Consider the following 26,387-nt stretch of genomic DNA (forward strand, 5'->3'; position numbering starts at 1 on the left):
CGTCTCACCGGCGAGAGCACCGTCTCCTGGCGCGACCCGGCAAATACCAATCAACTACCTATTCCAGGATGAAACACCGGGAGAAAACGACCTCTGAGACGCTTCTGGAGATTCTGTCTCGGTCAAGATGAGGTGTCTGGCCTTGGGCAGGGGGTCGTGTTGGCCGGCTCGTTCGGCGGGTGGTGCGCTTCGTGGGCGTCGATGAGTTCGTCCAGGTGTGCCTCTGCCCAGGTGCGTGCCGCGTCGAGCAGGTCAAGGAGACTCCGGCCGAGCGGCGTGAGTTCGTACTCGACGTGGCGGGCGGATCCGGAGCGGACCGTTCGGACGATGAAGCCGTCACGTTCCAGCGCCCGGAGGGACTGTGTGAGCACCTTGGATGTGACGTTCCGTAGTGGGACCCGTAGTTCGGAGAACCGGCGGGGGCCGTCCTCAAGGCACTGAATGATCATCCCGGTCCATTTGTCCCCCACTCGGAACGGCACCAGGTCAGAGGGGCAGAGCGGGTCGAACATCTCTGGGTCCAGGGGCTTGGTCACAGCGCCACCGTAGTGCGGTATCGAGGAGGTAACCATGAGTGTGGCTACCTTGCTCGGGCAGGTCGGCGGACAGATCTTCTTGAGGCGCGAGCGAGGTAATCCATGGGCAAGGTCCTTGTTTTCGGTGCAGGCGGGCGAGTCGGACGGGCGGCTGTTGGTGAGGCTCTCCGTCGGGGGCACCACGTCACGGCAGTCGTCCGGAACGTGTCCAGGTACCCGGACATGGAGGGTGCGGGAGTCCGTCTGGTGAGCGGTGATGTCACTGACGCAGACGCTGTCGCCGATCTCGCGGCCGGGCATGATGCCGCGATCATGGCCGCATACGATGCCGGCGCCCAGCCGGACGTCTTCTTCACAGCCGCGGCCCGCGCTCTCCTCGATGGGCTGGCGCGAGCGGGGGTGGGCCGGTTGGTCGCTGTCGGCCTGGCGGCAACACTGGAGACTGGCGCGGGGACGGCTCTGATGGACACTCCTGGCTTTCCGCAGGAGTACCGGCCCCTCTGCCTTGGTCATGCGGCCGGGACATCTGTGCTGCGTGCCTCGGTGACTCCTCTGGACTGGCTGATCATCAGTCCGGCTGGTGACTTCGATCATGCCGGTGCGGGCTCCGGCCGATACTCCACGGCAGACGTCAATATGGCCAGTCGCATTTCCCACGGCGACTTCGCGATGGCCCTGCTCGATGAGATCGATGTCCCTCGTCACCACCGCACGCATGTCGGTGTCGAGGGGGCCTGATCCAGCCGATGCCCCAGAGTGAGGATGTTGATCATCCGGCCTTCGAGGCGTGTGACAGGGGTTCGTCGTCCCAGGTCAGACCGGCGACGACTTCCACCAGGCCGGCAAGGCCGTTGCGGAGCCAAGGGAGTGTGATGCCTCGGGGGCGGTGGTCCAGGTGGAAGGCCTGCTCGAACTCGATCTGGGTGAAGCCGGTGAGGTGCGCGACTTTGCGTTCGGTCTCCGGTCGTTGTGCCAGCGAGATGATCAGTTTCGTGAACCTGGCGACCTGAGGGTAGTTGGCGGCCCGGTGGAAGCGCTGCGACCGGATGAGGTCGAAGCGGTCCGGGAGGGTCTTGGAGTCCGGCCGGTAGATGCGCGCAAGCACGGAATCCCGGCCTGCGCGCCTCGATGAGCAGGGCACCCCGACGAGCGCGGCGAACGCGCCATGGCCGACGCCGTCCTGCGCGCGCTCACGGCATCGGGGTGGGGCGAAGGCCGAGAACGCGGCGCGGCGTGTCTCCCGTCGTGGATGCCGTGCGGCAAGGATGACGGGTCATGACGATCGTGTTCCGGGTCCCGGCCGGCGGTGCGGAGCGGGTGGGGTTCGCCTACTCGCCGACGATGGAGGCCGTCTTGAGTCTCCATGTGCTGGTGGAGCCCAAGCACCACCCCGTCCAGCACGGCTGGGTGCGTGCGATGCGCAAGCTGTCCCCGGCGCTGAAGCGGGAGATCGAGGCGTTCTCCTACGCGGTGCGCTCGTACTTCCCCGAGTTCCTCTTTCCGCGGCCGACCGGCGGGCTGACGGACTTCGAAGACGAACTGGCCGGCCTGCGCCAGGCGGATCCGGGGCTGGTCCGCCTGGAGTTCGCCGTCCCCCTGCTCACGCCCTGGCCCGGCGGCGGTGAGGGCAGGGATCCGCACGTGCTGGAGGAAGCGGAGATACGCCGCCTGTTGCGGGAGCGAGTCGCACGGGAAAGCGACGAAGCGATGGCCGCGATGCTCCTCGACGACCCCGGCGCGCTGCTCGAACGGTTCCTGATAATGCTGGAGCGCTACTGGCGGGAGGCCTTCGAGGAGGAGTGGGCACGGCTCGAACCCGAACTCGCCGCCGGCGTCAGTGAGGCCGGACACCAGATCGAGCAGCGCGGCCTGTACGGGATGCTCCGCCACCTGTGGCCGGAAGTGCGCAGCGATCCGCGCGCCGAGCGCTTCTGGCTGGAGCGGCCGCACGACCACGAGGTCGCCATCGGCCCGCACGACACACTCGTGCTCGCCCCCAGCGCCTATGTGTGGCCGCACGTACGGGTCAACTGCGACGGTCCCTGGCCCCTCGGGCTCGTCTTCCCCCTCTCCTCGATCGTCCGGGAAGCCCGCCCGAGGATTCCGCCGTCCAAGCTCGTCGGCACACTCCGCGCGCTCGCCGACGACACCCGGCTGCGCGCCCTGCGCCTGCTCGCCGAACGCCCGCGCAGCACACAGGAGTTGGCGCCGCTCGTCGGCGTCAGCGAGGCCGCCCTGTCCAAGCATCTGCGGGTGCTGGCGGACGCGGGCCTGCTGGAGCGCCGCCGCGAGGGCTATTACGTCCTGTACCGGCTTGCGCCCGGACAGGTGGCGGGCCTGACGCCCAGCCTGGAAAGCTTCCTGCACGGCGACGGCGAGGCGACTGAGTACGACTGATTAGCCATCTGCCTAATAAGTGGATCAGGGGGCCGGGGGGACCCGACAGTGGCCGCATGTCACTGCTGAGGGACCGCAACTTCCTGCTTCTCTTCGCCGGCCAGGGCATCTCACGCTTCGGCGACGGCCTGTACACCGCAGCGACCGCCTGGCTGGCCTGGTCACTGACGAAGGACCCCACGGCCGTCGCCGTGGTCAGCGTCTCCGCGTTCGCGCCCGCGTTCGTGGCCACCTTCGTCGTCGCCTCGTACGCCGACCGCCGCGACCGCCGGAAGCTGATGATCGCCACCGACCTGGCCCGGGTCGCCGTCGTCGCCGTGGCTTCGGTCCTGCTCTCCCTCAACCTGCTGAACCTGCCCCTGCTCGTGGCGACCACGGCGCTGCTGGCGCTGATCGGCGCCCCGTTCGCCCCGGCCCGCAACGCCATCGTGACGCAGATCGTCCCGGACGACCGCCTCCAGCAGGCCAACGGACTGCTGCAAGTCGCCTTCCGCGCCGCCTTCTTCGTCGGACCGCTCGTCCTCGCGCCGCTGCTGGCCTTCGGCTCGCTGCAGTCGGCGCTGGTGGTCAACGGACTCACCTTCCTGGGCTCGGCGGCCGCCGTGGCCGCCATCCGCGTGACCCGCCCCGCCCCGCCCGGCGCTCAGACCAGGCTGTGGTCCGATCTCGGCGCCGGACTCAGGGCCGTGCGGGCCGCCCCCGATGTCCTCGTGGTCATCGTGACCTTCGTGCTCGCCCTCGCCCTGACCAACGGTTTCCTGACCGTCGGGCTGGTCGCGGTCGTGGGACAGGGCGGCCAGTACGGCCTGCTGCTCGGCGTCGCCGGGGTCGCCGAAGTGGTGGGCGCCCTGCTCCTGGCCGGCCTGCGCATCCGCAGACTCGCACCGGCCGCGGTGCTGGCCTGGGCCCTGCTCGGGCTCTTCCGGGCTCCACTGGGAACCGTCACCTCCCCTGCTGCTGCGGCGGCTCTCCTGACCGCCACGGGGCTGGCATCGGCCCTCACGGACATCCCCTTGATCGCACTGGTGCAGCAGCGCATACCGAGCCACCATCTGGCGAAGGCGCTCGGCCTGTGGGAGGCCGGAGTGGCAGGAGCCCTGGCGATCTCCCCCTTTGCGGCCTCGGCCACCATCACCCTCGCCGGAGTCGAGAACGCCTTCCTGCTCTCGGGAGCCGCCGTTGTCGTCCTGGCCGTGACCGCCACGCTCACCCTCGCACGCGTCGGCGCACGGCAGCCCGGTCAGGAGCCCCTCGTGCAGGCCGACGGCACGGCAAGCGTCGCGCCGGAAGAGCCAGCGGCGATCACGGCCGAACCGGAGTGACCGCGCGGGTCATCGCCGTGCGCAGGTCAGCTCAGGCTGTCCGGCCACACGCTGCCCGCGGCCGGCGTGCGGCCGTCGGGGCTGAACAGGTGACGGTCAGCACCTTCAGGAGTCGTTCGTACGCCAGTGGGCCGCGACCAGCAGCACCCGGTCTTCCAGCGGCAGGCTCCACGGCCGTCCGCGCCGCGGTTCGTCCGAGACGCGGCGCCGCACCACGGTCATCAGCTTCCCGAAGCAGCGCGGGCTCAGCCCGGTGAGCGGGACGATCCAAGACGGCTCCGACGCCGTGATCACACCAGCCACAGCAAGATCATTCCACTGTGGCTGCACCCTCCGGTCAGTGAGAGTGGACTCCGGACGCGAAGGCGAGGATGTCTTGAACCGCTTCGCGCAGGCTGCCGAAGTGGCGATGCACGCCATCGACTGCTGCGGCAGTGTTGACGCCCCACACCGTCATCCCCGCATGCAACCCGGACTGCACCCCGGAGGGGGCGTCCTCGATAACCAGGCAGTCCTCCGATCTGGCACCGAGTTGCGCGGCTGCCTGCAGATATGGCACCGGCGACGGCTTGCCTTCCGTCACGGCGGCCGCATCCACGACAACCTTCGGGACCGGCAAGGACGTCCGTGCGAACCGTCCACGTACCCGGTGCTCGTAGTTCGAGGTCACGAGTGCCCAGGACCCGGGCTGCAGGGCCTTCAGCAGTTCCGCGGCGCCGTCGAAGGCCGTATATGAGCCGGTTCGAACGTCCTCGTCCTCCAGCTCATGCAGTGCGGCCAGGCACTCCTGGGGGTCCTGGTCCGGGGCAACCTGCGCGAACGTCTCCATCGGCCTCGTCCGCAGTGCCACTCGGTAGACCTCATCAGGGTCCAGTCCCGACCGCTCGGCCCACGTATGCCAGACCAGGCGCTGATTGTCCACGGCATCGATCAACGTGCCATCGACATCGAACAGGACATACCTCGTCGCACCGGGACGGCCGGGTTCGCTGATCACGCCTCGATCATGCCATCAGGCCCTGAGCAGGCAGCTTGCGGGACAAGCCTTAGCGACGACCCCTTCGCGGGGTACATCCCTCCAGGCGATTCCAGTTCGGTACCGGTAGATGATCCCTTCGATGATGCGACGGTGGGCGGGCCCACTGCTCGGCGCTCAGCAGGCGCATGCGCCTGCTCGTGGTCACCGAGACCGGTAGGCGGTGGCCAGCACGGAGACGGTGACCTGATCAGGCAGGAAGCTGCCGTCATTCAGGTCTGCGCGCCTCACGTGACGTGCGCTCGGCGTCATCGCCACCAGGTCCAGGGCATCGCGCCCGGACAGCGTCACGGGGTACTCGACGTGTTCGGTGACAGCGGCCTCGAAGAAGGGGTCCAGCGCCCGGTGCAGGCGCTGTTCCTTGGCCGGGTCGATCGTGACCATCGCAGGCAACCGGCCGCGCAGCTCGGCCAGGTGCCGCCCGGTGGGACGGACCACGATCAACCGGCCGTTCGGGCGCAGCACCCGGTGGAACTCGGCCGGGTTGCGCGGGGCGAACACGTTCAGCACGGCATCGGCCGCTCCGTCGACCAGGGGGAAGGGACGGAAGACGTCCCAGGCCACCGCGGCGCCTCGTTCGTGGGCTCGTGCTGCCGAGCGCAGTGCGCGTACTGATGTGTCCAGGCCCAGACCGCGGGCGCCGGACAGCTGGTCGAGTACACCGGCGAGGTAATAGCCCGTGCCGCACCCTACGTCCACGACTGTGGCCTGCTCAGACACGGCGTCGGTTGCCAGGCGGGCCCCGACTTCGCGGATGGGCGCGTAGGCGCCGGCCGGCAGGAATCGGTCCCGGGCCTGGACCATGGCCGGGTCGTCGCCGCTGGTGGCGCGGGTGCCCGTCAGCAGGCCGGCGTAGCCGTGGCGGGCGATGTCGAAGGTGTGGCCCACCGGGCAGCGCAGTGCGCCGCGGTCTGGGTGCAGGGGGCGCATGCGGCACGTTGGGCAACGCAGCAGGTGGAGAGACAGCTCGAGGGCAGGGGGAAGCAACACGGGCACGAGGCGCTCCTGGCAAAAGGGGAAGGGAAGAGTCCGTGCCTGCACGCGCGCTCAGAGTGTCACTGCCTCAGGAAGGAGCAGGCAGCGTCGGGAACGTGGTTCATGCGGCAGGCACGCCGAGGAGGGCGACGCCGTCCGGCATCGCCCTCAGCGCCTTCCGATCACAGGAAGCAGCAGTGCGGGGTGCTCATGAATGCCACATCATGAGTCTACGAGAATCGGCGAAGCTCCCCATGTCCCACCGAAGTTGGGAGACATGGCCTCAGGGGCGGGCGCTTCGGGTGGGGCGGGTCAGGGTGGAGGCCGGGCGTCTTTGTACGCGGCAGGAGACGGGTGGCACGGGAGGCGGCAGAGGCCGCCGCCTCTGTCTGACGGAACTGACCTGCTGGCACCGGGCGTCTGACGCCTCGGTGAACCTGTCGACCATGGATCACGGACCAAGGATGTGGCAGAGGTGTCCCTTGAGTTCACATCAACAACGGGCAGCCGACGCACATCTGCCGCGTCGGCCGTCGCGCTGCTCCTGCTCACCGCGGTCCTGACCGGCTGCGACAGCTCCACTGCCCCGAAGACGTCCGCCACCTCCGGAGCCCTTCGGGCCGGCGCCTCCGGCTGCCCGAAGACCCGGGACGATTTCGTCATCCCCTGGCCGGGCCAGGTCACCTCGCCGGCCCGCCTCGGGCGGCTCTCCCGCCTCGACGAGGCAGTCGTGCCCGGCCGGCGGCCCGCCCGTTTCGACGTCACCGTCACCAATCCCACTCCCCGGACGACCCGTCGGGCCTCGCTCGCCTTCACCATCAGCGGCCCCCAGAAGATCCCCACATTCAGCGGCGGTCTCCAGATCCACTACCGCGACCGCTGGTGCGAGATCGCCACCCGGATGCAGGAGGAAGCCGAGGACTCGCCGTCCGTCTCCGCTGCGATCCCGCTCACGCTGGACCCGCGCAGCAGCACCGTCCTCCACTTCCGGCTCTCCGGTTCACGGCCGACGCCCGGGGCCCGCTTCGAGGATGTCGTCGGCTACACCGTCGAGGTCAACCTGCTGGCCACCAAGGACGTCCGAGGCCACCAGCTCCACTTCGACCTCGCCCCGGCCTCGACAACCGGCTCGACGTCGAGCTCCGCATCCCCCTCGTGAGACGGGACAGCGGCGCAAGATTCTTCCGGCGGTCAGCGAGCGGCTCACTTCACCGCCCACCGTGGACGTAGAGGTCTCCCGCCGCATGAGGTCTGTTCGTGGTGGGCCGGCTGTCGGGGCGCCGCGGAATCCACGTCCAGTTGCACCCGTCCGCTTCCGGTGCGACCGCTGATCATGCTGCCTGTTGATGCCGTAGCGACTGCGCCTGAATCCCCCGCGCCGGGCCGGCGGAATGAAAGCGGCGTGGGATCACACCGCGGCCGCCTCGGATCGCTGACCGACCTGTTACCGCCCGACCTGCTACCACCCTGCTACCTTGGGAGGGTGACCGTACAGAAGAAGCAGACCCAGGTCCGGCTGGAACCCGAGATCCTCGCCGCAGGCAAGGACGCCGCGGCCGCGCGCGGGCTGGACTTCAACCGCTACGTGGAGCGGCTCATCATCGAGGACACCACCGGCGCCCGCGCCGCCGGCATGACCGCCGCGCAGCGCCTCATCGACCAGCACGGCGCCTTCCTCGACGACCTGGAGGAGCAGCTCCACGCTCCCTACGCCCAGCCGCAGCCGGGCGCCGCCGCGTGATCCTGCACATCGACGAGTCCTGGATCCTCGAAGCCGCCGAACGCGCCGGGCAGCGTGACCCGGCCGCCGACGACTACGGCGTGCCCATCGCCGCGGTCGCCCGCCACCGCGGCGAACTCCTCGACACGCCGGTCTACGACGGCCCCTACGCGCGGGCCGCCGCCCTGGTCCACACCCTGGGGCGCTGCCGCTGGCTGGAGCGCTCGAACCTCACGGTCGCCTGCGCCGTCGCCGTCATGTACCTCGAGGCCAGCAACGTCCCCGTCAACCCGACCCGCGAGCAACTGACGGCGCTCGCACACGAGTTGAACAGCCCGCGTTCCACCGCCGCAAGCATCGCTTCCATGCTGCGCACCTGGAAGCCCTGAGCCACAACAGCGGCGGCCTGCGGGAAAGGTGCCCGCGGCCGGAGATGCAGGATGCAAGACCCGCCCGGCGCACGGTCCCGGAGCCGTCCGCGCGAGGTCAACGCCTTCGCAGCAGAGTGCCGATGCGGTCATCCGCAAAGCCGTCGAAGCTCACATCAGCACTCAGCTAGCGATCAGCTGGTGGAACCCGCCTCCAGTACGCGCATTGCTCCGTCCCGCCATCCCAGAAAAGATCCAATCGGGTTAAAGGAATGGGTTAAATGAAGGGATAAGAGCTGCTAGTGTCGGGGGGTGGAGGTAGGCACATATGGCATCCCAGGAAGAGCTGTTCGCGTCGGTCGACGCGCTGCTGGAGGAGGAGCCGCAGCTTCCGCCCCCAGCGGAGCGTGCTCGGCTGCGTGAGGCCGCCGGCATCACGCAGGCCCGACTCGCCGCCGCGTTGAAGACCACGACTCAGTCGGTCAAGAACTACGAGAACGGCCGCTCTGAGCCGAAGTCGCCGCGGCTGGAGGCGTACCAGCGGCTGCTGAACGGCTGGGCGGCGAAGTACCCGGCTCATGGAGGCCCGGCCGTCACTCCCGCTGCGGCGCCCGTGCCCCAGCCGGAGCCGGTTCCACAGACGTTCACCGGCCCGGCCGACCCCGCGCCCGAAACGACCACGGCTTCCGCAGCCCCCGTCGCCCCGGCCGCCCCGGAGCATCCCGCCACGCGGGCGGCGGCTGCGTCGCGCCGCCCCGCGGCGAAGAAGGCGGCCGTGCCCGCCGCCGACCCGCGGTTCCCGCACGGCCCGCTCGCCCTGCTGGACGGTGACGGCTCTGCATACGGCGTCGACGGCATCGTGCTGGACTGCCCATCCCACACCATCCCCGAGCTGGTCGAGTGGACCCTGCACGAGTCCGGTCTCGGTGCGCCGCGCCTGCACCGCAACGGCAAGGACAGCGACCCCCTCATCGTGCTCACCGCGGCGGCCGCAGTGAAGCTCGGACTCCCCGAGCGCCTGGAGGGCCACGAACAGCGCCGCTCCCTGCGACTGCCCGAGGACCACCCGGTCGTCAAGCAGGTGGCGAAGGCCAAGTGGCAGCTCACACAGCGCGGGTTCGGCCCGTGGGCCAGGGTGTACCGCAAGGCGCAGGGCACCCAGCGGCAGTGCGTGCAGCTCGCGGTCCTGTCCTGGGACGCGCTCGATCCCCGGTCGTGGCCCGGCGTCGCGGAGATGGAGCCGGCCGACATCGCCCGCGTCCTCGGGGTGTACGCCCAGCGGGTCATCACCCCGCGCGGGTCGACGGCCGTGTCCGGGCTGGAGCTGATGACGGCGCTGCGGCCGCCCACGCGCGCGGTCCGGGACGACGCAACCGGGAACTGGGTGCCCGGCCACAACCCCGGCAGCCTCGGCACGGAACCGATGGACCCGGCGCCGCCGGAGGCCACCGCCGAGCACCCCGTGGTCGCGGGCTCCGGCTGGACCGGCGGGTTCCTCAACGAAGAGGCGTACCAGTGGGTGCGGCCGGTGGACCTGCTGAGCGACGAGGAGTGCACCCTGCCGTACGCGGTCGGCCTGGACCTCAACACGGCGTTCCTCGCCGCAGCCGCCCGCCTGGTCGTCGGCCTGTCCGCGCCCGACCACTTCCACGCCCCGGCCTTCAACCCGAAGATCCCCGGCTCCTGGCTGGTCGACCTCTCCCACATCGAGCTGGACCCGCGCCTGCCCAGCCCGTTCACGCCGACCGGCGAGCGTCCGACAGGACCGGCCTGGTACCAGACGCACACCGTCGCCTACGCCCAGGAGCTCGGCTACAACGTCACCCCGATCGAGGCGTACCTGCGCCGGGAGACCGGCGCGTACCTGGACCCGTGGCACGACCGGCTCAAGAACGCCTACGTCGACACGCTCGCCGACCTCGGCGTCACCAAGGACCTGGACGACCGGCAGTTCCTCGAGGCAATGGAGCGGCACAAGGACATCGACCCCGCCCTTACGGCCGTCCTCGCCGCCATCAAGGCCACCGTCAAGGGAGGCATCGGCAAACTGCGCGAGCGCCCGCAGGGCAAGAACTACCGGGACGGCGACCGGTGGCCGGCCCTGGAACGCCCGACCTGGCGCCCCGACATCCGCGCCGCCGTCATCAGCAAGGCCCGCGTCAACATGCACCGCAAGCTGCTCAACATGTCCCGGATGACGGGTCTGTTCCCGCTGGCCGTGCTGTCCGACTGCGTCGTCTACCCGAGCCCCGGCCCCTCGCCGCTGGACTTCCTGCCGTACGCGGCCTCCGGCAAGCCCCAGCCCGGCGGCTTCCGCCTCGGTCCCACCCCGGGCCTGGCCAAGCTGGAAGGCGTCCAGGAGCTGCTGTGGGCGGTCGACCTGATGGAGAAGGGCTACAACCCGGCCCGCCACATCAAGGGCGGCGACGCCGTCCTGGACGAAGGCGAGTAGACCATGGCCGGAGAGATCGACGACGCGATCGAGCGGGCTGACCAGGAGTCGTTCACCCGGGAGCCGCCCAAGACCCTCCAGGGCCGCATCAACTTCCTGATGAAGCAGCTCAAGACGACCAAGGCCGTCGCCCAGGAGCTCGGAGTCAGCCAGCGGTCGGTGGAGCGTTACCGCAAGGGCGAGCGCAAGCACCCGCCCAAGCACATCGCCGACAAGATCGACGCGGCGGTGCGGTCCCGGTGGCAGCCCCTGGTCCGCCGGCGCCGCCGGAAACAGGCCGCCGCCACCGGCGGGATCACGGTGGAGACGAGGGCCCGCTTCGGCTACACCGCACCGGTCGGCACGACCGACGACGGCCGCTTCCGGCGGCTGACCGTGCATCTCACCCCGGAGTACGCCCGCCGCCTGTTCGAGGCCCGCGACGCAGGTGCCACCGATCAGCAGATGCGCGGGATCATCGCCGAAGGACTTAAAGAGATCTATTTCCAGGACGGCGGTAGCCGCGCTATGGGTCTCTCAGACGTCGCCATCAACGACATCGACTACATGGATTTCGAATTCTGACGAAGAAAAATGACCCCGGAGGAGGCCGCACGAATGGCCAGCCGGATGGGGCCACAGCCCTCGAACTGATTCAGGGGCAGCCGCAGTGTTGAGCGGGATGCCCCCATTCAGCAATCGAAAGGCGCATCCGGCGAGTTGGCCCAGAAGGAGAGGAACGACCAAGTCTGGGCTCCGACGCGTCCGTCGGCGGTGATGTCCGCGCATTGCTGGAAGTTCAGTACTGCGGCTCGCGTGGCGCCACCGAATCTGCCGTCTTCAGCGAGACCGGAATCAATGGCGTTGTTCAGGTAGCACTGGAGTTGGGCGACAGCTTGTCCTGAGGATCCCTGGCGGAGATTGGGGCGGCGATTCGTGTCGTAACACACGTCGTCCGGTCCCTGGGCGGGAAGAGTTCTTGGATGGTTCAACTCGTGCGGGGAACCTGCGTTGATGGCCTGGGCAGTCGCTGATGGCGGGATGCCATGCGGCGCTGCGGCGGCTGGGCCGCCTACCAGGACGACGGGGAGAATTGCGGCCGCTGCTGCGCCGAGTGCGCGTCGCATCAGCATCACCTCCAAGAAGAGGGAGCCCTTTTCTCATCGTGCGCTCCGGTCATCCGCGTTGCATCTCGGGGACAGCCTTAGCGGACGACTGCGGTCCGCTACCGGTGGAGTGGCAGCGGGCCGAAAGTGGCCGGAGCACGGGCCGCCGGGAGGGTCGGGGGAAGTGCAGGGCGTCTCCAGCGGGTGCGACGCTTCCCAACGTTCTGCCGAGGCGAGCAGCTTGCGGGCCCGTCCGCCCACCATTGCATGGGGTACGGGGGCGGACGGGCGTTTTCGGGTGGCGGCCGTTCGGGACGCGCGGAAGGGTGGTCGTCCTCGACCGCGTCAGCGTCCCGCGCCTCGACCCCAGACGCCCGCGCACCAAGCCCCGCAAGGTCCGAGCGGACAGGGCCAACGGCTTCCGAGCGAACCGCGCTTACCTGCGCAGGCGCGCCCAGCTGGTGCAGGCCGACGAGGACACCGTGCGGGATGTGATCCACCGGTTCGACGAGATCGGCCTCGCCTGCCTGGACCCTCAGTGGGCGGGAGGCCGTCCCCGCCGACTCAGCCCTGACGACGAGGACTTCGTTCGTGGCGACGGCCACCACCCGTCCGACCAAGCTCGGCCAGCCCTTCGCTCGTGGGCATACGCTGCTGTGCAGCTCCCCGGGGTGGTGCGGGTGTCTGCGGACGTCGGTGAGTCATCGGGCTGAGGGCTGCTGACCTGGGTGCATCCGTCCGGGTTGGTGGATCGTGTGGTGGCCGCATGCGGTCGTGCGGAGCAGCGCAGACGACTGCTGCCGGCCCGGCTGGCCGTGTACGTCATGCTCGCGCTGGCCCTGTTCTCGCCGGCCCCGTATCTGGAAGTGATGCGGCATCTGGTCGAGGGCCTGCGCGGCCAGGGACTGCTGGGCGAATGGTGCATACCGGCGAAGTCGTCACTGTTTCGGGCCCTGCAGCGGCTGGGTCCGGAGCCGCTGCGGGTGCTGTTCACAACGACCGCAAAGCCGATGGGGCCGAGGCCACTCCGGGCTGCTTCTGGCGGGGGCTGCGGTTGCTGGCCGTGGACGCCACCTGCTGGGACGTGGCCGACAGCGCGCGGCCAACGAGGCCGCCTTCGGCCGTCCCGGAAACAGCCGAGGCCACGACAAGTCAGGCTTTCCCAGGTGCGGATGGCCTGCGTGATCGAGGTGGGCACCCACCTCGTCCTGGACGCCGATCTGACCGGCTGCTGCACCGGCGAAGTCACCCTGGTCGGCCGCCTGCCCCGATTCTGCTGTCCGGGGCAGCTCGTCCCGGCCGACCGGGAGTTCCTCGGCGTGCCCTTGTGGCGGTCCTTCACCGTCAGCGGCGCCGGCCTGCTGTGGCGGGTGCCCGCCAACCGCATCCTGCCCGTCGACCGGCAGTTGCGGGACGGATCCTGGATCTCCCGCATCCACGCTCTGACCGACCGTGCTCACATGGATCCCGTCAACGTGCGGGTGGTGACCTACCAACTCAACGGCGCCGGCCGTGAGAAGGAGTACTACCGGCTGGTGACCACTCTGCTCGACGACCGTCGCTATCCAGCCCGCCAGCCGGCCGTGCTCTGCCGAGAACGCTGGGAGGCGGAAGCCGTCTTCGCCGAGCTCAAGACCCGTCAACGCGGCGCCCGCACCATGCTCAGCAGTAAAACCCCCGATGGCGTGACCACTGCCGGCTTTCCGACCGCCGTCGACGAACACCATGCTTCCGCCCGCCGACCCTGGACGCTCTCTGCTGGGAGGCCGGTTGCATCTGACCGGCCGGCTTTCGGGTTTGATCAATCCATGACCAGGTGTGGAGCTGCTCATGATGATCCGGCGGTTACGATCCGCGCCCCGGGCTCATTCGACCGTTTGTCAGATGTTCCGTGGAAGTGCCCGTCTCCTCATCCTATAGAGATACAAAGGGACACAATTGAAGAGAATCGTTGGGCCTTCCCGGGCCGTGGCCTTCATGCTGCTGGGCCTGGCCCTTCCGGTTGCGTCCAGTGCCACGGCCACGGCGGAGACACCGGCATCCAACATGCTGTACGTGGCGAAGACGTCGACGTGTTCCGACACCGCCACCGACAGCGGCAGCGAGGGGCGACCGTTCTGCACGATCAGTGCCGTAGCAGCGGTCGTCGAACCGGGCCAGACGGTGCTCGTCGAAGCGGGTAGCTATCAGGAGTCGGTGACCCTCACCCGCTCGGGTACCGCGGACGCGCCCATCACCTTCGTCTCCAACAACTGGTCGCTGAATCCCGCCTCCGTCAAAGGCCAGTCCACGACGCAGGGATCGAATCCGGCGTTCACCGTCTCCGGCGCGCAGCATGTGGTGCTCCGCGGCTTCTCCACGTCCGCCCCCAACGGGGCACCCTCCGTACTGATCGACCACTCATCCGACGTCACCGTCGACCAGGCGGACCTGAACAGCAGTGTCGGCGCGCCGTCGATCCGGATCACCGGCACGTCCAGCGACGTGACACTGAGCCGCACGAGCGTCACCCACCGCACCAACACCAGCCCGGGTGTCCAGATCGACGCCGGCGCGTCCGGCACCGTGCTGAGCTCGGACACCGTCTTCAGCCCGTTCGCTACCAACAACGAGCCGGGCATTGAGACTTCTGACGCGCCCGGCACGGTCATCACCGGCGACACCGTGGTCGGCAACTGCGAGCAGGGCATCGTCCTGGACGGGGACTCCTCCGGCTCGACGGTGAAGAACAACGTCGTCGAGGAGGCGGCCAACGGCTGGACCTCCTCCCCGGCGGCCTGCGCGTCGACGGCCGATGCGACCGCGATCTCGGTCGCATCGGCAGCCACCTCCGGCACGAGCGTCGACGACAACGTGGTCGACCCCACGAGCGGCGGCTCGCTCTACTCGTGGGCGGGCACCGGCTATCCGGACTCGTCCTCCTTCGCGGCGGCCACCGGCCAGGGCGGCGCCGACATCTCCGCCAGCCCCCAACTGACGGGGGAGAGCTCCGGGACACGGGAGTGGTTCACCCCGTCCGGCTCCTCGCCCGTCATCGACTCAGCCGACGCCGCGGCGTCGGGCGAGACGGCCATGGACTTCTCCGGCAATCCCCGCGAGGACGACCCACAGGTGTCCAACGCGGCATCCGGGTACTACGACCGGGGCGCAGTGGAGGTGGTGGGCCCGGAGACCGGCGGGGGCTACACGATTAAGCCTTCTGGGTCGCCGAACCCGCTGCAGGTCACCGTCACCACGACTGCCCCCACCCCCACCTGGACGGCCAACGGCCCGATCCACCGGGTGTACTCGTACGTTCTCGACGACGCCACCGCGTTCCCCGTCGACACGGACGGCACGTTCACCTACACCTTCCACCGGGCGGGCGACCACGCGATCGACCGCTACGACCCCAGGGGCGGCCCCTACTACGAGAGCGTCAAGCACGTCGTCGTCGGCGCCGACTACACCCCGCTCACCCCGGTGCGGCTGCTGGACACCCGGCACGCCGTCGGGGTGACGACCACGACCCCCGTCGCCGCCGGAGCCGACCTCGTCCTGCCCGTCCCCAGCGTCGCCGGCATCCCGGCCGCCGACGTCAGCGCCGTCGTCGCCAACGTCACCGTGACGCAGCCCACCGCCGGCGGGCATCTGACGGTCTATCCCCACAACGGCGAGCCACTTCCCACGGCGTCGAACCTGAACTTCACAGCCGGGCAGACGGTGGCGAACCTGGTGACGGTGCCGGTGGACGGCGCAGCTGTGGTGTTCCACAACGGCAGCAGCGGCACCGTCCACGTCCTGATGGACCTGCAGGGCTTCTACGGCCGAGCCGGTTCCGGCTTCAAACCCGTCTCCCCGGCGCGGGTCCTGGACACCCGCTCCGGCCTGGGCACCTCATCGGCGGGAGCGATCACCGCTCATGGCACGCTGTCCCTCGACCTGTCCGGGCGCGTGCCGGCCGGCACCACGGCCGTGGTGCTCAACCTGACCGTCACCCGGCCGACCGAGAACGGCTACCTGACCGCCTACCCCGACGCGGGCAGCATGCCGGGCGTGTCGAACCTGAACTTCACGGCGGGTGAGACGGTCGCGAACCTGGCTGTCGTTCCCGTCACCGACGGCAAGGTCGACTTCTCCAACGGCAGCGGCGGCACCGTCCAGGCCGTCGCCGACCTGGAAGGCTACTTCGGCTCCGCTACCACAGGGGCGAACCAGTCCTACGTCCCCGAGGGGCCGGCCCGCATCGTCGACACCCGCAACGGCACTGGTGTCCCCAAGGCGCCCGTCCCGGCATACGGCAATGTCGCCTTCTACCCGCGCTGGTATCAGGACTGCTCTGTCGGCTGCCCCCGGCCGGCCGGCGCGGTGCTCAACGTGACCGCGACGCAGCCGCAGAAGAGCGGGTTCCTCACCGTCTACCCCAACGAGCAGACGGTGCCGAACGCCTCCAACCTGAACTTCACGGCGGGCGGAACCGTGCCGAACCTGGTGTCGGTCGCCGACCCCGGCCTGATGATCGGCGTCTACAACCACAGCAGCGGCAGCGCGCAGGTCATCGTGGACGAGGAGGGCTACTACATCGCCCCCCAGAGTTGGGCGAACTAACTGAGCGCTTCAGTTGGCGAGTGAGCGGTCGACGTGGCGGGTTGAGTCTTCGGCGTCGATCGTGGCGGTGGTTGGCCTACTTGGCCTGGACTGTCCCCGGGGCAGGGACGGCAGGGATCCGGTTGCCTGCACGATGCTTGCCTGTCGAGAGCGCTGCTCCGATCACAGACCGGCGTTGTGCGCAGCCGGACAACGCCGGTTGAGTGACGCGGCTGTCGGCGGCGGAGGACATAATCGCCACCGTCACGTTCACCGGGCCAATCGGAGGCCACTGTTGCCCTCGCTTCACGACTTTGCCACCTGGGAGCCTTTGTTGCGGCTCCTGCGGACCACCCACGCGCAGACACTCGCAGCGCCGGGCGGTCACGTGGAGGGGAGGATCGGCCATGGCTCGTGGAGTGTGCCCGTGCAGCGGCGGCGTCCGCAGCCAGGGCGCGCCATGCTGGTGTCGGACATGCAGGAGGAGTTCGACGCGATCAAACGTGTGCAGGACACCCTTGCTGAGGCCGGAGTCGCTGACATCACGTTCACGGCGGAGATCTCTCCGAGCGGAAAGACGGTGCTTCACCTGTTCAACCCCAGCCCCGCCGCTGAGCCCGGCATCGGCAACGCCCACCCGGGGGCACTGATCCTGGTCGAGGGCGCCGTCCCCGAGCCGTGGCGCCGCCTGCCCGAGGAGTCGCCGGGGGCTCGGCCGGCCTCGTCCGTGGACCTCACGCTCCTGGAACGCACGCTCCGTGAGCGGATACCTGACGCGATCGGCGCCACCGAGGAAGAGATCACCGCTACGGAAGCGCGCCTGGGTGTGACGCTTCCCGAGGAGATCAAGGTGCTCTACCGGGTAACACGCGCACGATGGGAGGACTGGGGAGAAGACTACGAGACGGCGGAGCGGGTCTTCGAGGCCGTCGGCTTCGAGCTGAGCTCACTGGAAAGCCTGTCCATCGCCGACATCTCGAGCCGTCGCTTCCGCTGGGAGCACGCGGCACTGGAGGTAGCCGTCACCTCGCCCGAAGCCGCCGTGCAAGGTCTGGTCGGCTCTCCCGGATGGGTCGTCATCGGCGGCACCGGAGGCGGGGACCAGGTCGCCGTCGACCTGACACCGGGCCCGCGAGGCCACACCGGACAGATCATCGTGCTCGACCACGAGCAGAGCATCGGCGCCAACCTCTTCGCCGAGTCCCTCACCGATCTGGTGCTGCATCCGGACCGGGACTGGTATTCCGGCCGGAGCCGCGACCAACTGCCGTTCGTGGCGAGGGTGCACCACCAGAGCCTCAAAAGCATCGAGGCCGCAGCCCACCCCGATCTGGAGGTCCTGAGCCTGGGCGTGTGGGACGGTGCACCATTCAGTCTGGCCCCGGTCATCGGGCTGCCCCGCCTCCGTACTCTTTCCGCCTACCCCGCAACGCTCGCCGATCCTCTTGAGATCGCCGAGCTGACCGGCCTGGAGTTCCTCGAGCTCACGCCGGAGGACTGGCGTGTCCTGCTCGATGCCGGTGCCATCCCGCGCGGCCTGTCGGCTGCCGCCATCAGGGCCTACGGCAACCGGGATCCGCGCCCGGTCATGGCCCTCGCCAACGAGATCCTCGCTCTGTGGGACCGCCCTCTGATCACCGAGACCGTCGTCGACGGCGCCCTCGGGCCCATGCCGTAGCCCCCGCTGAGCATCGGAACGCCCTGCCCGGCACTCCTCAACGCGCCAACTCAACCGCTCAGTCACACGCCGTCGTGAGCCACAGCGCGACAGTTGTCACATGAGCAGACTGGTTGTCACCTGCGAGGTCGGGCGCCGCACTCGGGGGTGTCGGCCGACTCCATGGTGAGGGGTCGGCGTCCGTCGCAGCAGGCCACCACTGCTGTCGCCGTGGAGTTCAGGAAGGTCGTGAACCAGGATGACCTGTCCACTGCGTCGATGGATCCGGTACGAAGCGGCTCTTCCCGAGCTCGCCGCATGCCGGAGTCTGTTCGCGGAGCATGGCGATGAGGTCGTCGCGAGTCACACTGCGCCTTGGCGACGAAAAGACCGGTGATCGGCCATGTGTGACAACTCCAGCGCCTCACCGTGAAAGCCGCCGTGGTGATCTTCAGGACGCGAGGAGAGCAATAGTCGACACCTGTGGTTGTTGAAGCGCCCCGCCGGGTGCAGGCGGGGCGCTTGGTCGTGCAAATAGGTCAGATAGCCCAGAGGGTCGGGCCGTCCTGCCCCCTGCTCGCCTCGGTCGGGTAGATGTAGGCGTAGTCGAGGTTGCACGGCATGTACCAGCCGCTGTTGTTGTAGCCGGACTGGGTTATGTCGTTCCAGTTCCGCGTGTAGGTGTGCCCGCAGTTGTCGTGCGCCACAGCGTAGAAGCGTTCGTCGGTGGTGGCGTTGCCGTTACCGACACCCCAATAGACATGGTTGGTGCCGGAATCGCAGATGTAGTACGCGGCCCCGTAGTAGCTGTGGTACGTCTGCGTGCACCCGCCGATGACGGCAGCACTCGCGGTTCCTGCGGTGCCGACCACTCCGGCGGCTGCCAGTCCGAGCGCGGCGACCGTGCCGGCGATCCTGTTGAGACGCATGCGTTTCCCCCTTCTCGGCAGGCCACTGGCGCGGCCCCGGAAGGACGCTAGCGGCGGTGAGTGGTCTGCACACAGGCGATGCCCGCGTTCGTCCCGTTCGACGGCCAACTCGGCTATGTATTGGCTGACTTGCGCCCCCAGCGCGGCGGCCGGCATCCGGCGGGCGCCTTCCCGGACGACCTCGTCGATCAGGAAGCCGGACTGGGTGGAGCCGTTCCGGCAGGCCCGCCGGAACGGCTCCACAGGTCTCCAGCCTTGCTCACGCGAGGACCTCGCTCCGGTGATGGGGCATCAGGGGCCTTGGGGGCTGGGACAGTTCAATCTGGCTTGGGGCGGGATCGCAGGTGCCGCATTTGGGCGTGGCTGAGGTCGCGTGCCCGTCGCATGTGCCGGGTGATCACTTCAAGCTCCTCCTCGGTGTGGTCGTCGAGCAGCGCCTGCCAGTTCTCGCCGAGTTCGTCCCACACCGCTGTGACGCGGGCGATGCGCTCCGGTACCGGGGTGACCAGCACGCGGCGGCGATCCTTCTGGTCGGGTGAGCGGAGCACGTAGCCGCCACGTTCGAGCCGATCCACCAGTCGTGTGGCCGACCCTGTGGTCAGGCCCGTCATCTCAGCGATCTGCTTGACCGTGAACGGCCCGGACCTTGTCGTCAGCAGGCTCAGACACTGCACGTCGGTCGGGTGCAGGCTGAGATGGTCGGCTATGGCTTGGTTGAACAGCACATAGGCAGCCAGGTAGCGGCGGGACTCCCTCGACAGTTCCTCGGACCGGGCCCGACGTGAGTCTGTCATCTGGATCACACTCCAAAATTACTGTGCGACGCAGCAATATTACCCGTACTCTTCTGCGTGACGCAGCTAATGTCTTGCGCAGCGATAGTACCCATTGGAGAACACATGCTCACCGTCGCCGTCACCGGAGCCACCGGAGCCCAAGGTGGTGCCACCGCCCGCACCCTGCTCGCAGCCGGCCACCGGGTGCGCGCGCTCACCCGTCATCCCGGCTCACCCGCCACCGACGCCCTGCGCAGCCTCGGCGCCGAGGTGCGCCACGCCGACTTCGACGACCGTCCTTCACTGGAAGCCGCCCTCACCGGAGCAGACTCCCTTTTCGCGGTCACAACCCCGTTCGGCACCGACACTGCCACCGAGGCCCGGCAGGGCAAGGCCCTCGTCGATGCCGCGGCAGAGGCTCGCCTCGGGCATATCGTGTTCACCTCCGCCGCCCACGCCGACCGGGGTACCGGCATCCCGCACTACGAGAGCAAGCACCTGGTCGAGCAGCACCTGCATACGGCCGGAGTGCCCTGGACGGTGATCGCCCCGGCGGCGTTCATGGACAACTACGCCAGCGGCTGGACCCTCGACGGACTACGCGACGGCACCTTCGCCTGGCCCATGCCTGGTGACCAGCCCCTCACGCTCATCCCTGCAGCGGACATCGGCGCCTTCGCCGCGCTGATCCTTCAGCGCCGTGACGAATTCACCAACCGCCGCATCGACATCGCCTCCGACGAGCGCACCCCGACCCAGATGGCGGAGATCCTCGCAAACGCCATCGGTCGCCAGGTCGCCCACCAGGAGGTACCCATAGCCCACGTCAAGACGCGGTCGGCCGACCTGGCAGCCATGTTCGAATACTTCACCACCATCGGTCTTGACGTCGATGTCGCCGCCCTGCGACGCGACTACCCCGAAGTCGGCTGGCACAGCTTCAACGACTGGGCCCTCGCCCAGAACTGGCCCGCGCTCCTGTCCACGACGCCTTCGCACCAGTGACCTTCTCCGCCCGCGGTTGCGGCTCGGGCACCAGCCGCGAAACACAGCAACAGCCTCGCGCTGTGCATCAACTCGCCACACCGCCATGCCGGGCCACGGCCAAGGCCAAGACCAATGCCCTCGCCCGGACGACGCCGTACAGCACCCGCCCCCACCACCGATGGAGCACGCTCATGAAACCGATCGGCTACTGGCTCAACCGCACCGACAAGGCCCTCACCCGCTACATGAACGACATGCTGGAGGAGTTCGGCCTCACACGAATCGCCTGGCAGGTCCTCAACGTCATTCACGACACCCCCGAGGTCCACGACACTGAAGTCTTGTCGACTCTCGCCGACAACGCCGACAGCGCCACGCTGACCGCCGCCATCGACAGCGTTCTCGCCGACGGCTGGGCGGACCGTTCCGCACCGGGCCGGCTCACCCTCACCCGTGGTGGTAGCCGGCGCCTGCCCCACGTCGCCGCGCGCGTCGCCGCATTCCGCGAGCTGTCCACAAGCGGTATCTCCCTGGACGAGTACCGCACTGCCGTCGATGTCCTGGAACGCATGAGCCGCAACCTGGAAACGGCGACCAGCGCCGGTATTGATGACGTGAAGCGCGGTGATCTTCAGACCGCGCGCACTGCGATTCTTGAAAAGGGCCAAGGCCGCTCTTCGCCTCGCTTGGTTGGTCCTTGAAGTGATTGGGGAGGGTGGGGAGCGAAGAGCAGGTCTTGATCACCGGCGGATAGGCTCGGGCCATGACCAGTGACTGGCGGAGGGACCGGATCGGGGCTGCTCTGCGGGGCGAGAATCCGACTGTGTTGCGGCGACTTGAGTCTGGCTTCGCGGCGATCGGCGACGTTCAGTTCCTGCCCGGGTACTCAGTTCTCCTCGCCGACGACCCGGGTGTTCAACGGCTGTCTGACCTGCCCAAGGCCAAGCGGCTGTCGTTTCTGTCCGACATGGACAAACTCGGAGAAGCGGTCGAGCGGGCCTGCCTGCAGCTGGACCCCGAGTTCCGCCGGGTCAACCTGGAGATCCTCGGCAACACAGATCCGTTCTTGCATGCCCATGTCTGGCCGCGGTTCGAGTGGGAGCCGGCTGAGCTGGTGGGCAAGCCGGTGTGGCTGTATCCGGGTGACCGGTGGAGTGACGAGCGGTTCAGGCTCGGCCCGCAGCATGATGCGCTGCGGGGTGCGATCGGCAGCGAACTGGACCGGTTGCGTTCGATGGACTGACGGTGTTAGCCCGCCGACCGCAGGTCGGCGGGCACCCGTGGATCAGTTACGGTCGGTGGACGTCATGGAGTCCTTGTCGGCGGAGCGGGCGATGTTCTCCAGGCGGGCGGCGGACGCGGTGGCGGGGACGAGGATGCCGACGCCTTGGCGGGCGGTCTCGGCGACCTGTGTCCTGCCTCATCGAAGGTTTGCCCGTTCTCACCGAACGCTCGCCGGCACACCATCATGCGGATCTCCCGCTCACCTCCCCGCGTCTCCGGCCCGTTCCTCCCGCGGGGAGCGGGCTTCTGCCGGCGCGCCACCAGCGGCGTGACGCCAGTGCGGCCAGACCGGCGCCGGCGGTGTTGAGCAGTACGTCATCCACGGACGACACCCGGTCCAACTGCAGGACGTACTGCGCCGTCTCGACCAGGACCGAGCAACCGGCCCCGAGGGCGAGAACCCGCCGTACCGACGCCAGCGCCGCGAACCTCAGCGGAGCGAGGAACCCCAGCGCCGCGAACACGAGCAGGTTGCCGACGATCTGGCCCGCGTCCATCGTGAGCAGGTCCCGCAGCGGCACCAGGTTCACGACCGCCCCGTCCTCGTCGCCCGGCAGCAGGATCAACCAGACCGGCGGCACTGTCCCGTAGACGATGCCGACCTCAGCGAGTGACATGCGCCACGCCCTCGCCGCCCTGGCACCGGCGGGCCTCCGCCAGCGGGCCAGTGCCCACGCGGTCAAGGCTGCCAACGGCAACGCGGCCACCGTGAGGAGCACCACCCCGGTGAACGTACCGACCCAGCCGTGCCACCCTTCGAGTCGCACCCTGCCCCCTCTGCTTTCATCCGGTCGTCATCAGGAGTCTCACCGGCGGCACGTATCGGCGGCGTATTGATCGGCGTTCGACGCTGTAACGAACAGGTTCATCGGGACGACAAACCCTGAGATCAGCGCCCCTCTCGGTTCGGTGAGAACGGTCAACCTTCGTTGAGACAGGACGACCTGGGCGGTGGAGCGGAGATGGACGCCGGGCTGGCTTGGAGGCGCTGGACGAGTTCGGACGCGGTGAGGCTGCCCGCGTCGCTGGTGCAGAGGCCGGCCATCACCCGGGCCATCATCTTGGGCGTGCCCGAGCCCATGAAGACGGGTGGTGAGCGGCTCGTCTTACTCGCGCACCGCCTCGGCGTCGCATCTGTGGGCCTCCGGGGGCATCGTCGCATCACGGGGGCGGCCGGCTTGCTTCGGCGTGGCCGCCGGCCAGTCCCATCGTGATCTGCCGGCGTTCCTGCTGGGGCGCGGCGCCTACCTCCCGGCATCGCGGTCTCCTTCGTACGCCCCTCTTTGACGCCTCCGCTTTAGCGTTCACCTCCAGTTCATTGCAACGTCCAGCATGAAGGTGTTGCGTTAGATTTTGAACCGTTGCAACGATTTCTTAGCTTCTACCTGCGATTATCGCCCTGTTGCGTGAAGACACTGTTGCCGGATGCGTGAATGCAACGTAGCTTTCCATTATCAGAAACGACGGGCCGACGGAGCGCCCGCCGTAGACGAAGGAGAGCCCGATGCAGAAGTTCGACACCCCCGCCCCCGTCTTTGCCGTCCTCGACATCCCCGCGGGACGCATCCAGTTCATCGCCGCCGACCGGGCCGACACCACGGTCGAGATCCGGCCCGCCGACGCCGCCAAGAGCCGCGATGTGAAGGCGGCCGAGCAGATCGACGTCACCTACGACGAGGGCGTCCTGCGGATCGAGACCCCGGAGGCGAAGAACCGGATCCTCGGCAACTCCGGATCCGTCGAGGTCACCGTCCAGCTGCCCGCCGGCTCCCGCATCGAGGCCAGGGCCGCGAGCGCCGAGCTCCGTGCCGTCGGCAGCCTCGGCGACGTCGCCTTCGAAGGCGCCTACCGCCAGATCAAGATCGACGAGGCCGCGAGCCTCCGCCTCACCGCGGTCGACGGCGACATCGAGGTCGGCCGGCTGGGCGGCCCCGCCGACATCAGCACCGCACGCGGCGACATCCGGATCGCCGAGGCCGTGGGCGGCACGGTCGTGCTCAGCACCCAGTCCGGTGACATCTCGGTCGGCGCCGCCGCCGGAATCTCCGCCGCCCTGGACGCCGGCACCGACAACGGCCGCATCAGCAACACGCTCAAGAACGACGGCACCACCGAACTCGACATCCGGGCCACCACCTCGCACGGCGACATCACCGCCCGCAGCCTCTGAACGAACAGAACCAGGACCATCCGGCCGGGGCCACCTCGATCGCGATCCCGTCGGTCGTCGCCGAGGACCCGGCCGTCCGTCCCGAGGAGCCTGCAATCCGCGCGCAGGACCCGGAGAAAACACACAAGACGCTCTCACGCGACCAGGGGAAACCCATGACGAAGAACAGCACTTCCTCGACCAGCTCGAAGTGGACCGGCATGGTGCCGGTTGACGACACGGCCCTGGCCGTCACCGACACCGGCGGTCCCGGCATCCCTGTGATCTACCTCAACGGCCAGTTCGCCACGCAGGGGTACTGGCGACGGGTCATCGCTGAACTGGGCACGGAATGGCGGCACATCACCTACGACGAACGGGCCCGCGGCAAATCGAAGCGTTCGGCCAACTATTCCTTCGAGGCAGCCGTCCAGGACGTCGATGCCGTGCTCGCGGCCAGGAGTGTCGACCGGGCACTGGTGGTGGGCTGGTCCTACGGCGCGGTCGTCGGGGCACACTGGGCCGACCGCAATCCGGAGCGCGCCTTGGGCGCGGTCCTGGTCGACGGCGCGTTCCCGCACGACTGGCTCGACGAGGCCATGGAGCAGCGCATCCGGAAGCTGTTCCGGCGGATGAGCTGGTTCCTGCCGCTGCTGCGCCCGACCGGCCTGGCCCCGCGGATGACCGCCGAACAGCAGGCGAACAGCAACATCGAGCTCGGCAGGCTCTCCCGCGAGCGCGAGCTGGGCCCCGTGCTGGACCACATCACCGTCCCGGTGCGGTATGTGGTCGCTTCGGGGACGTCCTTCGGAAGCCGAGGTGATGAGCAGGAACGGATACGCACCAGCCTCGATGCGGTGACCGCCCGCAACCCGAACATCCAGATCGGCACGAAGGTCGACAGCAACCACGGCGCGCTCCTCAAGAAGGACTTCCCGGCCATCGCCAAGGCCGTACGCGAGGTCGCCGCCCTCGACCGCCGGGGGCGCTGAGGACAGACCAGCGGACTGACGGTCAGCCAGGTAGCGCCGGCCGGCGGGCCTCCACTGGCGCGCCCGGACCGTAGCCAGCGGCGACGCCCGTCCAGCGGCCTTTCTACGAACCCCAGCGGCGCCCCGAGCGGTGTGCCGGCCGATCGAGATCAATCTCAGCGGCACTTTCGGTACCGCAACTCCTCACATCCGCAGAGCCCGTTGGGTCCACGGAAACCGAGGTCTCTTCAGTGCGAACCCAAGGATCCACCTGTGTGCTTCAGCTCAGTGGATCCGTAGGTTCGGGTGGTCGCGAGGATGCTGCGTGAGCCGAAGAGCTTCGGCCACACCGTCGGCGTCGACCTGTGCCAGTGTCCTGTCGCCGTACTCAAGGACCGTGTGTCTCGGTGAGCCGGTGGCTGACTCCGACCCTAGTCGCGGGGTATCTGTGCGAACAGCGCTGGCTTCCGTCAGCCGGGATCCGGGCGCCAGGCCGGGGCAGGAGGAGGCTTGCGCAGGGCTCCCTGCCGTCCTCGGCGCGTCCGAGCTTCGGGGGTCGTTTTCCCTCGACAGTGCATCCCGACGAACAACAGCTGGTGATGCCGGACGACGGCGAGCCCGTCCCGCACTGCCGTCTCGTCCGTGGGCTGGCCGACGACGACCTTCGCCGCTCTCTGACGGTCGGTCAGGCCAGCTCTGTGACCTTGGACAGGCACCTTCATCCTGTTGCTTGGTGAGTACGAAGGGACCTGCCCGGACACTCGCACCGATCGTGCCGTCAAGCGCAGTTGCTGCGCCAGGGACTGAGGCCGTTCCGGCACGTGGGGCGCTCGGTCCCTTGTCTGCCCCTTGTCTCGGCCGCCGCTCATCGCCTCGAGGAAACGCCGAACAGAGACCGACGGAGAAATCCTGCTGCTGCGCCCTCGGCTTCGGTCCCTGTTTATTTCCCCAGGTCAGGGCCCCAAGGCGGCTCGATCGAGGGACTGAAGGGACTCAACTTCTTAGTTATGAGCTACACAAGCCATGTTCCCTGTATGCGCCCGCGCGTACGAAAACATCACCTTGTACAGCTCATAACTGGAAAGTTGAGTCCCTTCAGTCCCTCGATCACGCTGTGGGATGGCGTTGACCTGCAGAAACGTGCAGGGACCGAATGCTTTTACCCCTCCGTCCCTGA

23 protein-coding genes and 6 pseudogenes are annotated in these 26,387 nt (G+C 68.6%); 17 read left to right on the plus strand and 12 right to left on the minus strand.

Annotated features, from left to right (window positions below):
* Positions 1-122: 122 nt before the first annotated feature.
* On the minus strand, positions 123-536 hold the full coding sequence (locus tag ACWCRD_RS44385) for a winged helix-turn-helix transcriptional regulator (protein WP_450971367.1): 414 nt from the start codon (positions 534-536) through the stop codon (positions 123-125).
* 102 nt (positions 537-638) lie between these two features.
* On the opposite strand from ACWCRD_RS44385, the gene ACWCRD_RS44390 reads away from it, so the two are divergent.
* Complete coding sequence (locus ACWCRD_RS44390; protein ID WP_450971368.1) at positions 639-1,274, plus strand: NAD(P)-dependent oxidoreductase; 636 nt, start codon at positions 639-641, stop codon at positions 1,272-1,274.
* 31 nt (positions 1,275-1,305) lie between these two features.
* Here the strand turns inward: ACWCRD_RS44390 and ACWCRD_RS44395 are convergent, their stop codons facing one another.
* Entirely contained in the window at positions 1,306-1,641 is a 336-nt protein-coding gene (locus tag ACWCRD_RS44395) for a hypothetical protein (protein WP_450971369.1), read from the minus strand.
* Positions 1,642-1,811: 170 nt separating this feature from the next.
* Between ACWCRD_RS44395 and ACWCRD_RS44400 the strand changes: the two genes are divergently transcribed.
* Both ACWCRD_RS44400 and ACWCRD_RS44405 read left to right on the plus strand, forming a co-directional pair.
* Positions 1,812-2,933, plus strand: coding sequence for a DUF5937 family protein (locus tag ACWCRD_RS44400; RefSeq protein ID WP_450971370.1), 1,122 nt, complete (start codon positions 1,812-1,814; stop codon positions 2,931-2,933).
* A 56-nt stretch (positions 2,934-2,989) separates the two neighbouring features.
* On the plus strand, positions 2,990-4,255 hold the full coding sequence (locus ACWCRD_RS44405; protein ID WP_450971371.1) for an MFS transporter: 1,266 nt from the start codon (positions 2,990-2,992) through the stop codon (positions 4,253-4,255).
* 114 nt (positions 4,256-4,369) lie between these two features.
* On the opposite strand, the pseudogene ACWCRD_RS44410 reads toward ACWCRD_RS44405, so the two are convergent.
* The 4 genes and pseudogenes from ACWCRD_RS44410 to ACWCRD_RS44425 form a co-directional block, all read right to left on the minus strand.
* Positions 4,370-4,558 (minus strand): annotated as a pseudogene (locus ACWCRD_RS44410) (IS5/IS1182 family transposase); the annotation flags it as partial.
* A 34-nt stretch (positions 4,559-4,592) separates the two neighbouring features.
* Positions 4,593-5,252, minus strand: coding sequence for an HAD family hydrolase (locus ACWCRD_RS44415; RefSeq protein ID WP_450971372.1), 660 nt, complete (start codon positions 5,250-5,252; stop codon positions 4,593-4,595).
* A gap of 63 nt (positions 5,253-5,315) precedes the next feature.
* Positions 5,316-5,439, minus strand: a pseudogene (locus tag ACWCRD_RS44420) (IS5/IS1182 family transposase); the annotation flags it as partial.
* Positions 5,436-6,287 (minus strand): methyltransferase domain-containing protein, encoded by an 852-nt coding sequence (locus tag ACWCRD_RS44425; RefSeq protein WP_450971373.1) that lies wholly within the window; start codon positions 6,285-6,287, stop codon positions 5,436-5,438. The pseudogene ACWCRD_RS44420 and the gene ACWCRD_RS44425, both read right to left, overlap by 4 nt.
* Before the next feature lie 454 nt (positions 6,288-6,741).
* Between ACWCRD_RS44425 and ACWCRD_RS44430 the strand changes: the two genes are divergently transcribed.
* From ACWCRD_RS44430 to tpg, 5 genes are all read left to right on the plus strand, one after another.
* Entirely contained in the window at positions 6,742-7,425 is a 684-nt protein-coding gene (locus tag ACWCRD_RS44430; RefSeq protein ID WP_450971374.1) for a hypothetical protein, read from the plus strand.
* 324 nt (positions 7,426-7,749) lie between these two features.
* The gene (locus ACWCRD_RS44435; RefSeq protein WP_450971375.1) at positions 7,750-8,007 is read left to right on the plus strand and encodes a hypothetical protein; all 258 of its coding nucleotides are present in this window, start codon (positions 7,750-7,752) and stop codon (positions 8,005-8,007) included.
* Positions 8,004-8,375 (plus strand): fic family toxin-antitoxin system, toxin component, encoded by a 372-nt coding sequence (locus tag ACWCRD_RS44440; RefSeq protein WP_398963731.1) that lies wholly within the window; start codon positions 8,004-8,006, stop codon positions 8,373-8,375. The genes ACWCRD_RS44435 and ACWCRD_RS44440 overlap by 4 nt, the downstream gene beginning before the upstream one ends.
* A gap of 307 nt (positions 8,376-8,682) precedes the next feature.
* Positions 8,683-10,806, plus strand: coding sequence for a telomere-associated protein Tap (tap, locus tag ACWCRD_RS44445; RefSeq protein WP_450971376.1), 2,124 nt, complete (start codon positions 8,683-8,685; stop codon positions 10,804-10,806).
* Positions 10,807-10,809: 3 nt separating this feature from the next.
* Positions 10,810-11,370, plus strand: a complete 561-nt coding sequence (tpg, locus tag ACWCRD_RS44450; protein WP_450971377.1) for a telomere-protecting terminal protein Tpg — start codon at positions 10,810-10,812, stop codon at positions 11,368-11,370.
* 107 nt (positions 11,371-11,477) lie between these two features.
* Here the strand turns inward: tpg and ACWCRD_RS44455 are convergent, their stop codons facing one another.
* Complete coding sequence (locus ACWCRD_RS44455; RefSeq protein ID WP_450971386.1) at positions 11,478-11,918, minus strand: peptidoglycan-binding domain-containing protein; 441 nt, start codon at positions 11,916-11,918, stop codon at positions 11,478-11,480.
* 425 nt (positions 11,919-12,343) lie between these two features.
* On the opposite strand from ACWCRD_RS44455, the pseudogene ACWCRD_RS44460 reads away from it, so the two are divergent.
* The 4 genes and pseudogenes from ACWCRD_RS44460 to ACWCRD_RS44475 all read left to right on the plus strand — a co-directional run.
* Positions 12,344-12,533: pseudogene (locus ACWCRD_RS44460) on the plus strand (helix-turn-helix domain-containing protein); the annotation flags it as partial.
* Positions 12,534-12,619: 86 nt separating this feature from the next.
* Positions 12,620-13,540: pseudogene (locus ACWCRD_RS44465) on the plus strand (transposase domain-containing protein); the annotation flags it as partial.
* A 406-nt stretch (positions 13,541-13,946) separates the two neighbouring features.
* Positions 13,947-16,478 carry a right-handed parallel beta-helix repeat-containing protein gene (locus tag ACWCRD_RS44470; RefSeq protein ID WP_450971378.1) on the plus strand — a complete coding sequence of 844 codons (2,532 nt, stop codon included), beginning with the start codon at positions 13,947-13,949 and terminating at the stop codon, positions 16,476-16,478.
* A 274-nt stretch (positions 16,479-16,752) separates the two neighbouring features.
* Positions 16,753-18,135: an SMI1/KNR4 family protein gene (locus tag ACWCRD_RS44475; RefSeq protein WP_450971379.1), complete on the plus strand. Its 1,383-nt coding sequence runs from the start codon at positions 16,753-16,755 to the stop codon at positions 18,133-18,135.
* Positions 18,136-18,653: 518 nt separating this feature from the next.
* On the opposite strand, the gene ACWCRD_RS44480 is transcribed toward ACWCRD_RS44475, so the two are convergent.
* Both ACWCRD_RS44480 and ACWCRD_RS44485 read right to left on the minus strand, forming a co-directional pair.
* Positions 18,654-19,043 carry a hypothetical protein gene (locus tag ACWCRD_RS44480; protein WP_450971388.1) on the minus strand — a complete coding sequence of 130 codons (390 nt, stop codon included), beginning with the start codon at positions 19,041-19,043 and terminating at the stop codon, positions 18,654-18,656.
* A gap of 317 nt (positions 19,044-19,360) precedes the next feature.
* Positions 19,361-19,837, minus strand: a complete 477-nt coding sequence (locus ACWCRD_RS44485) for a MarR family winged helix-turn-helix transcriptional regulator (protein ID WP_450971387.1) — start codon at positions 19,835-19,837, stop codon at positions 19,361-19,363.
* A gap of 105 nt (positions 19,838-19,942) precedes the next feature.
* Here ACWCRD_RS44485 and ACWCRD_RS44490 point away from each other — a divergent pair, with 105 nt between their 5' ends.
* The 3 genes from ACWCRD_RS44490 to ACWCRD_RS44500 all read left to right on the plus strand — a co-directional run bounded on the left by ACWCRD_RS44490 (position 19,943) and on the right by ACWCRD_RS44500 (position 22,049).
* Positions 19,943-20,824, plus strand: coding sequence for an NmrA/HSCARG family protein (locus tag ACWCRD_RS44490; RefSeq protein ID WP_450971380.1), 882 nt, complete (start codon positions 19,943-19,945; stop codon positions 20,822-20,824).
* A gap of 173 nt (positions 20,825-20,997) precedes the next feature.
* The gene (locus ACWCRD_RS44495) at positions 20,998-21,507 is read left to right on the plus strand and encodes a MarR family winged helix-turn-helix transcriptional regulator (protein ID WP_450971381.1); all 510 of its coding nucleotides are present in this window, start codon (positions 20,998-21,000) and stop codon (positions 21,505-21,507) included.
* Between the two features lie 62 nt (positions 21,508-21,569).
* Positions 21,570-22,049, plus strand: a complete 480-nt coding sequence (locus ACWCRD_RS44500) for an HIT family protein (protein WP_450971382.1) — start codon at positions 21,570-21,572, stop codon at positions 22,047-22,049.
* 75 nt (positions 22,050-22,124) lie between these two features.
* Here the strand turns inward: ACWCRD_RS44500 and ACWCRD_RS44505 are convergent.
* The 3 genes and pseudogenes from ACWCRD_RS44505 to ACWCRD_RS44515 all read right to left on the minus strand — a co-directional run.
* Positions 22,125-22,226: pseudogene (locus tag ACWCRD_RS44505) on the minus strand (MarR family transcriptional regulator); the annotation flags it as partial.
* 46 nt (positions 22,227-22,272) lie between these two features.
* Entirely contained in the window at positions 22,273-22,857 is a 585-nt protein-coding gene (locus ACWCRD_RS44510) for a VanZ family protein (protein ID WP_450971383.1), read from the minus strand.
* A gap of 191 nt (positions 22,858-23,048) precedes the next feature.
* Positions 23,049-23,363: pseudogene (locus ACWCRD_RS44515) on the minus strand (MarR family transcriptional regulator); the annotation flags it as partial.
* A gap of 231 nt (positions 23,364-23,594) precedes the next feature.
* On the opposite strand from ACWCRD_RS44515, the gene ACWCRD_RS44520 reads away from it, so the two are divergent.
* Entirely contained in the window at positions 23,595-24,260 is a 666-nt protein-coding gene (locus ACWCRD_RS44520; protein WP_450971384.1) for a DUF4097 family beta strand repeat-containing protein, read from the plus strand.
* Between the two features lie 155 nt (positions 24,261-24,415).
* Positions 24,416-25,231, plus strand: a complete 816-nt coding sequence (locus ACWCRD_RS44525; protein WP_450971385.1) for an alpha/beta fold hydrolase — start codon at positions 24,416-24,418, stop codon at positions 25,229-25,231.
* Positions 25,232-26,387: the final 1,156 nt, after the last annotated feature.

The organism is Streptomyces sp. NPDC002092, assembly GCF_053593775.1.

Bases quoted from the DNA above. Each gene is read 5' to 3' on its own strand.
- ACWCRD_RS44490 (WP_450971380.1), top strand. From the start codon at position 19,943: ATGCTCACCGTCGCCGTCACCGGAGCCACCGGAGCCCAAGGTGGTGCC.
- ACWCRD_RS44525 (WP_450971385.1), top strand. From the start codon at position 24,416: ATGACGAAGAACAGCACTTCCTCGACCAGCTCGAAGTGGACCGGCATG.
- ACWCRD_RS44480 (WP_450971388.1), bottom strand. From the start codon at position 19,043: ATGCGTCTCAACAGGATCGCCGGCACGGTCGCCGCGCTCGGACTGGCA.
- ACWCRD_RS44495 (WP_450971381.1), top strand. From the start codon at position 20,998: ATGAAACCGATCGGCTACTGGCTCAACCGCACCGACAAGGCCCTCACC.
- ACWCRD_RS44390 (WP_450971368.1), top strand. From the start codon at position 639: ATGGGCAAGGTCCTTGTTTTCGGTGCAGGCGGGCGAGTCGGACGGGCG.
- ACWCRD_RS44485 (WP_450971387.1), bottom strand. From the start codon at position 19,837: ATGACAGACTCACGTCGGGCCCGGTCCGAGGAACTGTCGAGGGAGTCC.
- ACWCRD_RS44520 (WP_450971384.1), top strand. From the start codon at position 23,595: ATGCAGAAGTTCGACACCCCCGCCCCCGTCTTTGCCGTCCTCGACATC.
- ACWCRD_RS44405 (WP_450971371.1), top strand. From the start codon at position 2,990: ATGTCACTGCTGAGGGACCGCAACTTCCTGCTTCTCTTCGCCGGCCAG.
- ACWCRD_RS44455 (WP_450971386.1), bottom strand. From the start codon at position 11,918: ATGCTGATGCGACGCGCACTCGGCGCAGCAGCGGCCGCAATTCTCCCC.
- tap (WP_450971376.1), top strand. From the start codon at position 8,683: ATGGCATCCCAGGAAGAGCTGTTCGCGTCGGTCGACGCGCTGCTGGAG.
- tpg (WP_450971377.1), top strand. From the start codon at position 10,810: ATGGCCGGAGAGATCGACGACGCGATCGAGCGGGCTGACCAGGAGTCG.
- ACWCRD_RS44400 (WP_450971370.1), top strand. From the start codon at position 1,812: ATGACGATCGTGTTCCGGGTCCCGGCCGGCGGTGCGGAGCGGGTGGGG.
- ACWCRD_RS44500 (WP_450971382.1), top strand. From the start codon at position 21,570: ATGACCAGTGACTGGCGGAGGGACCGGATCGGGGCTGCTCTGCGGGGC.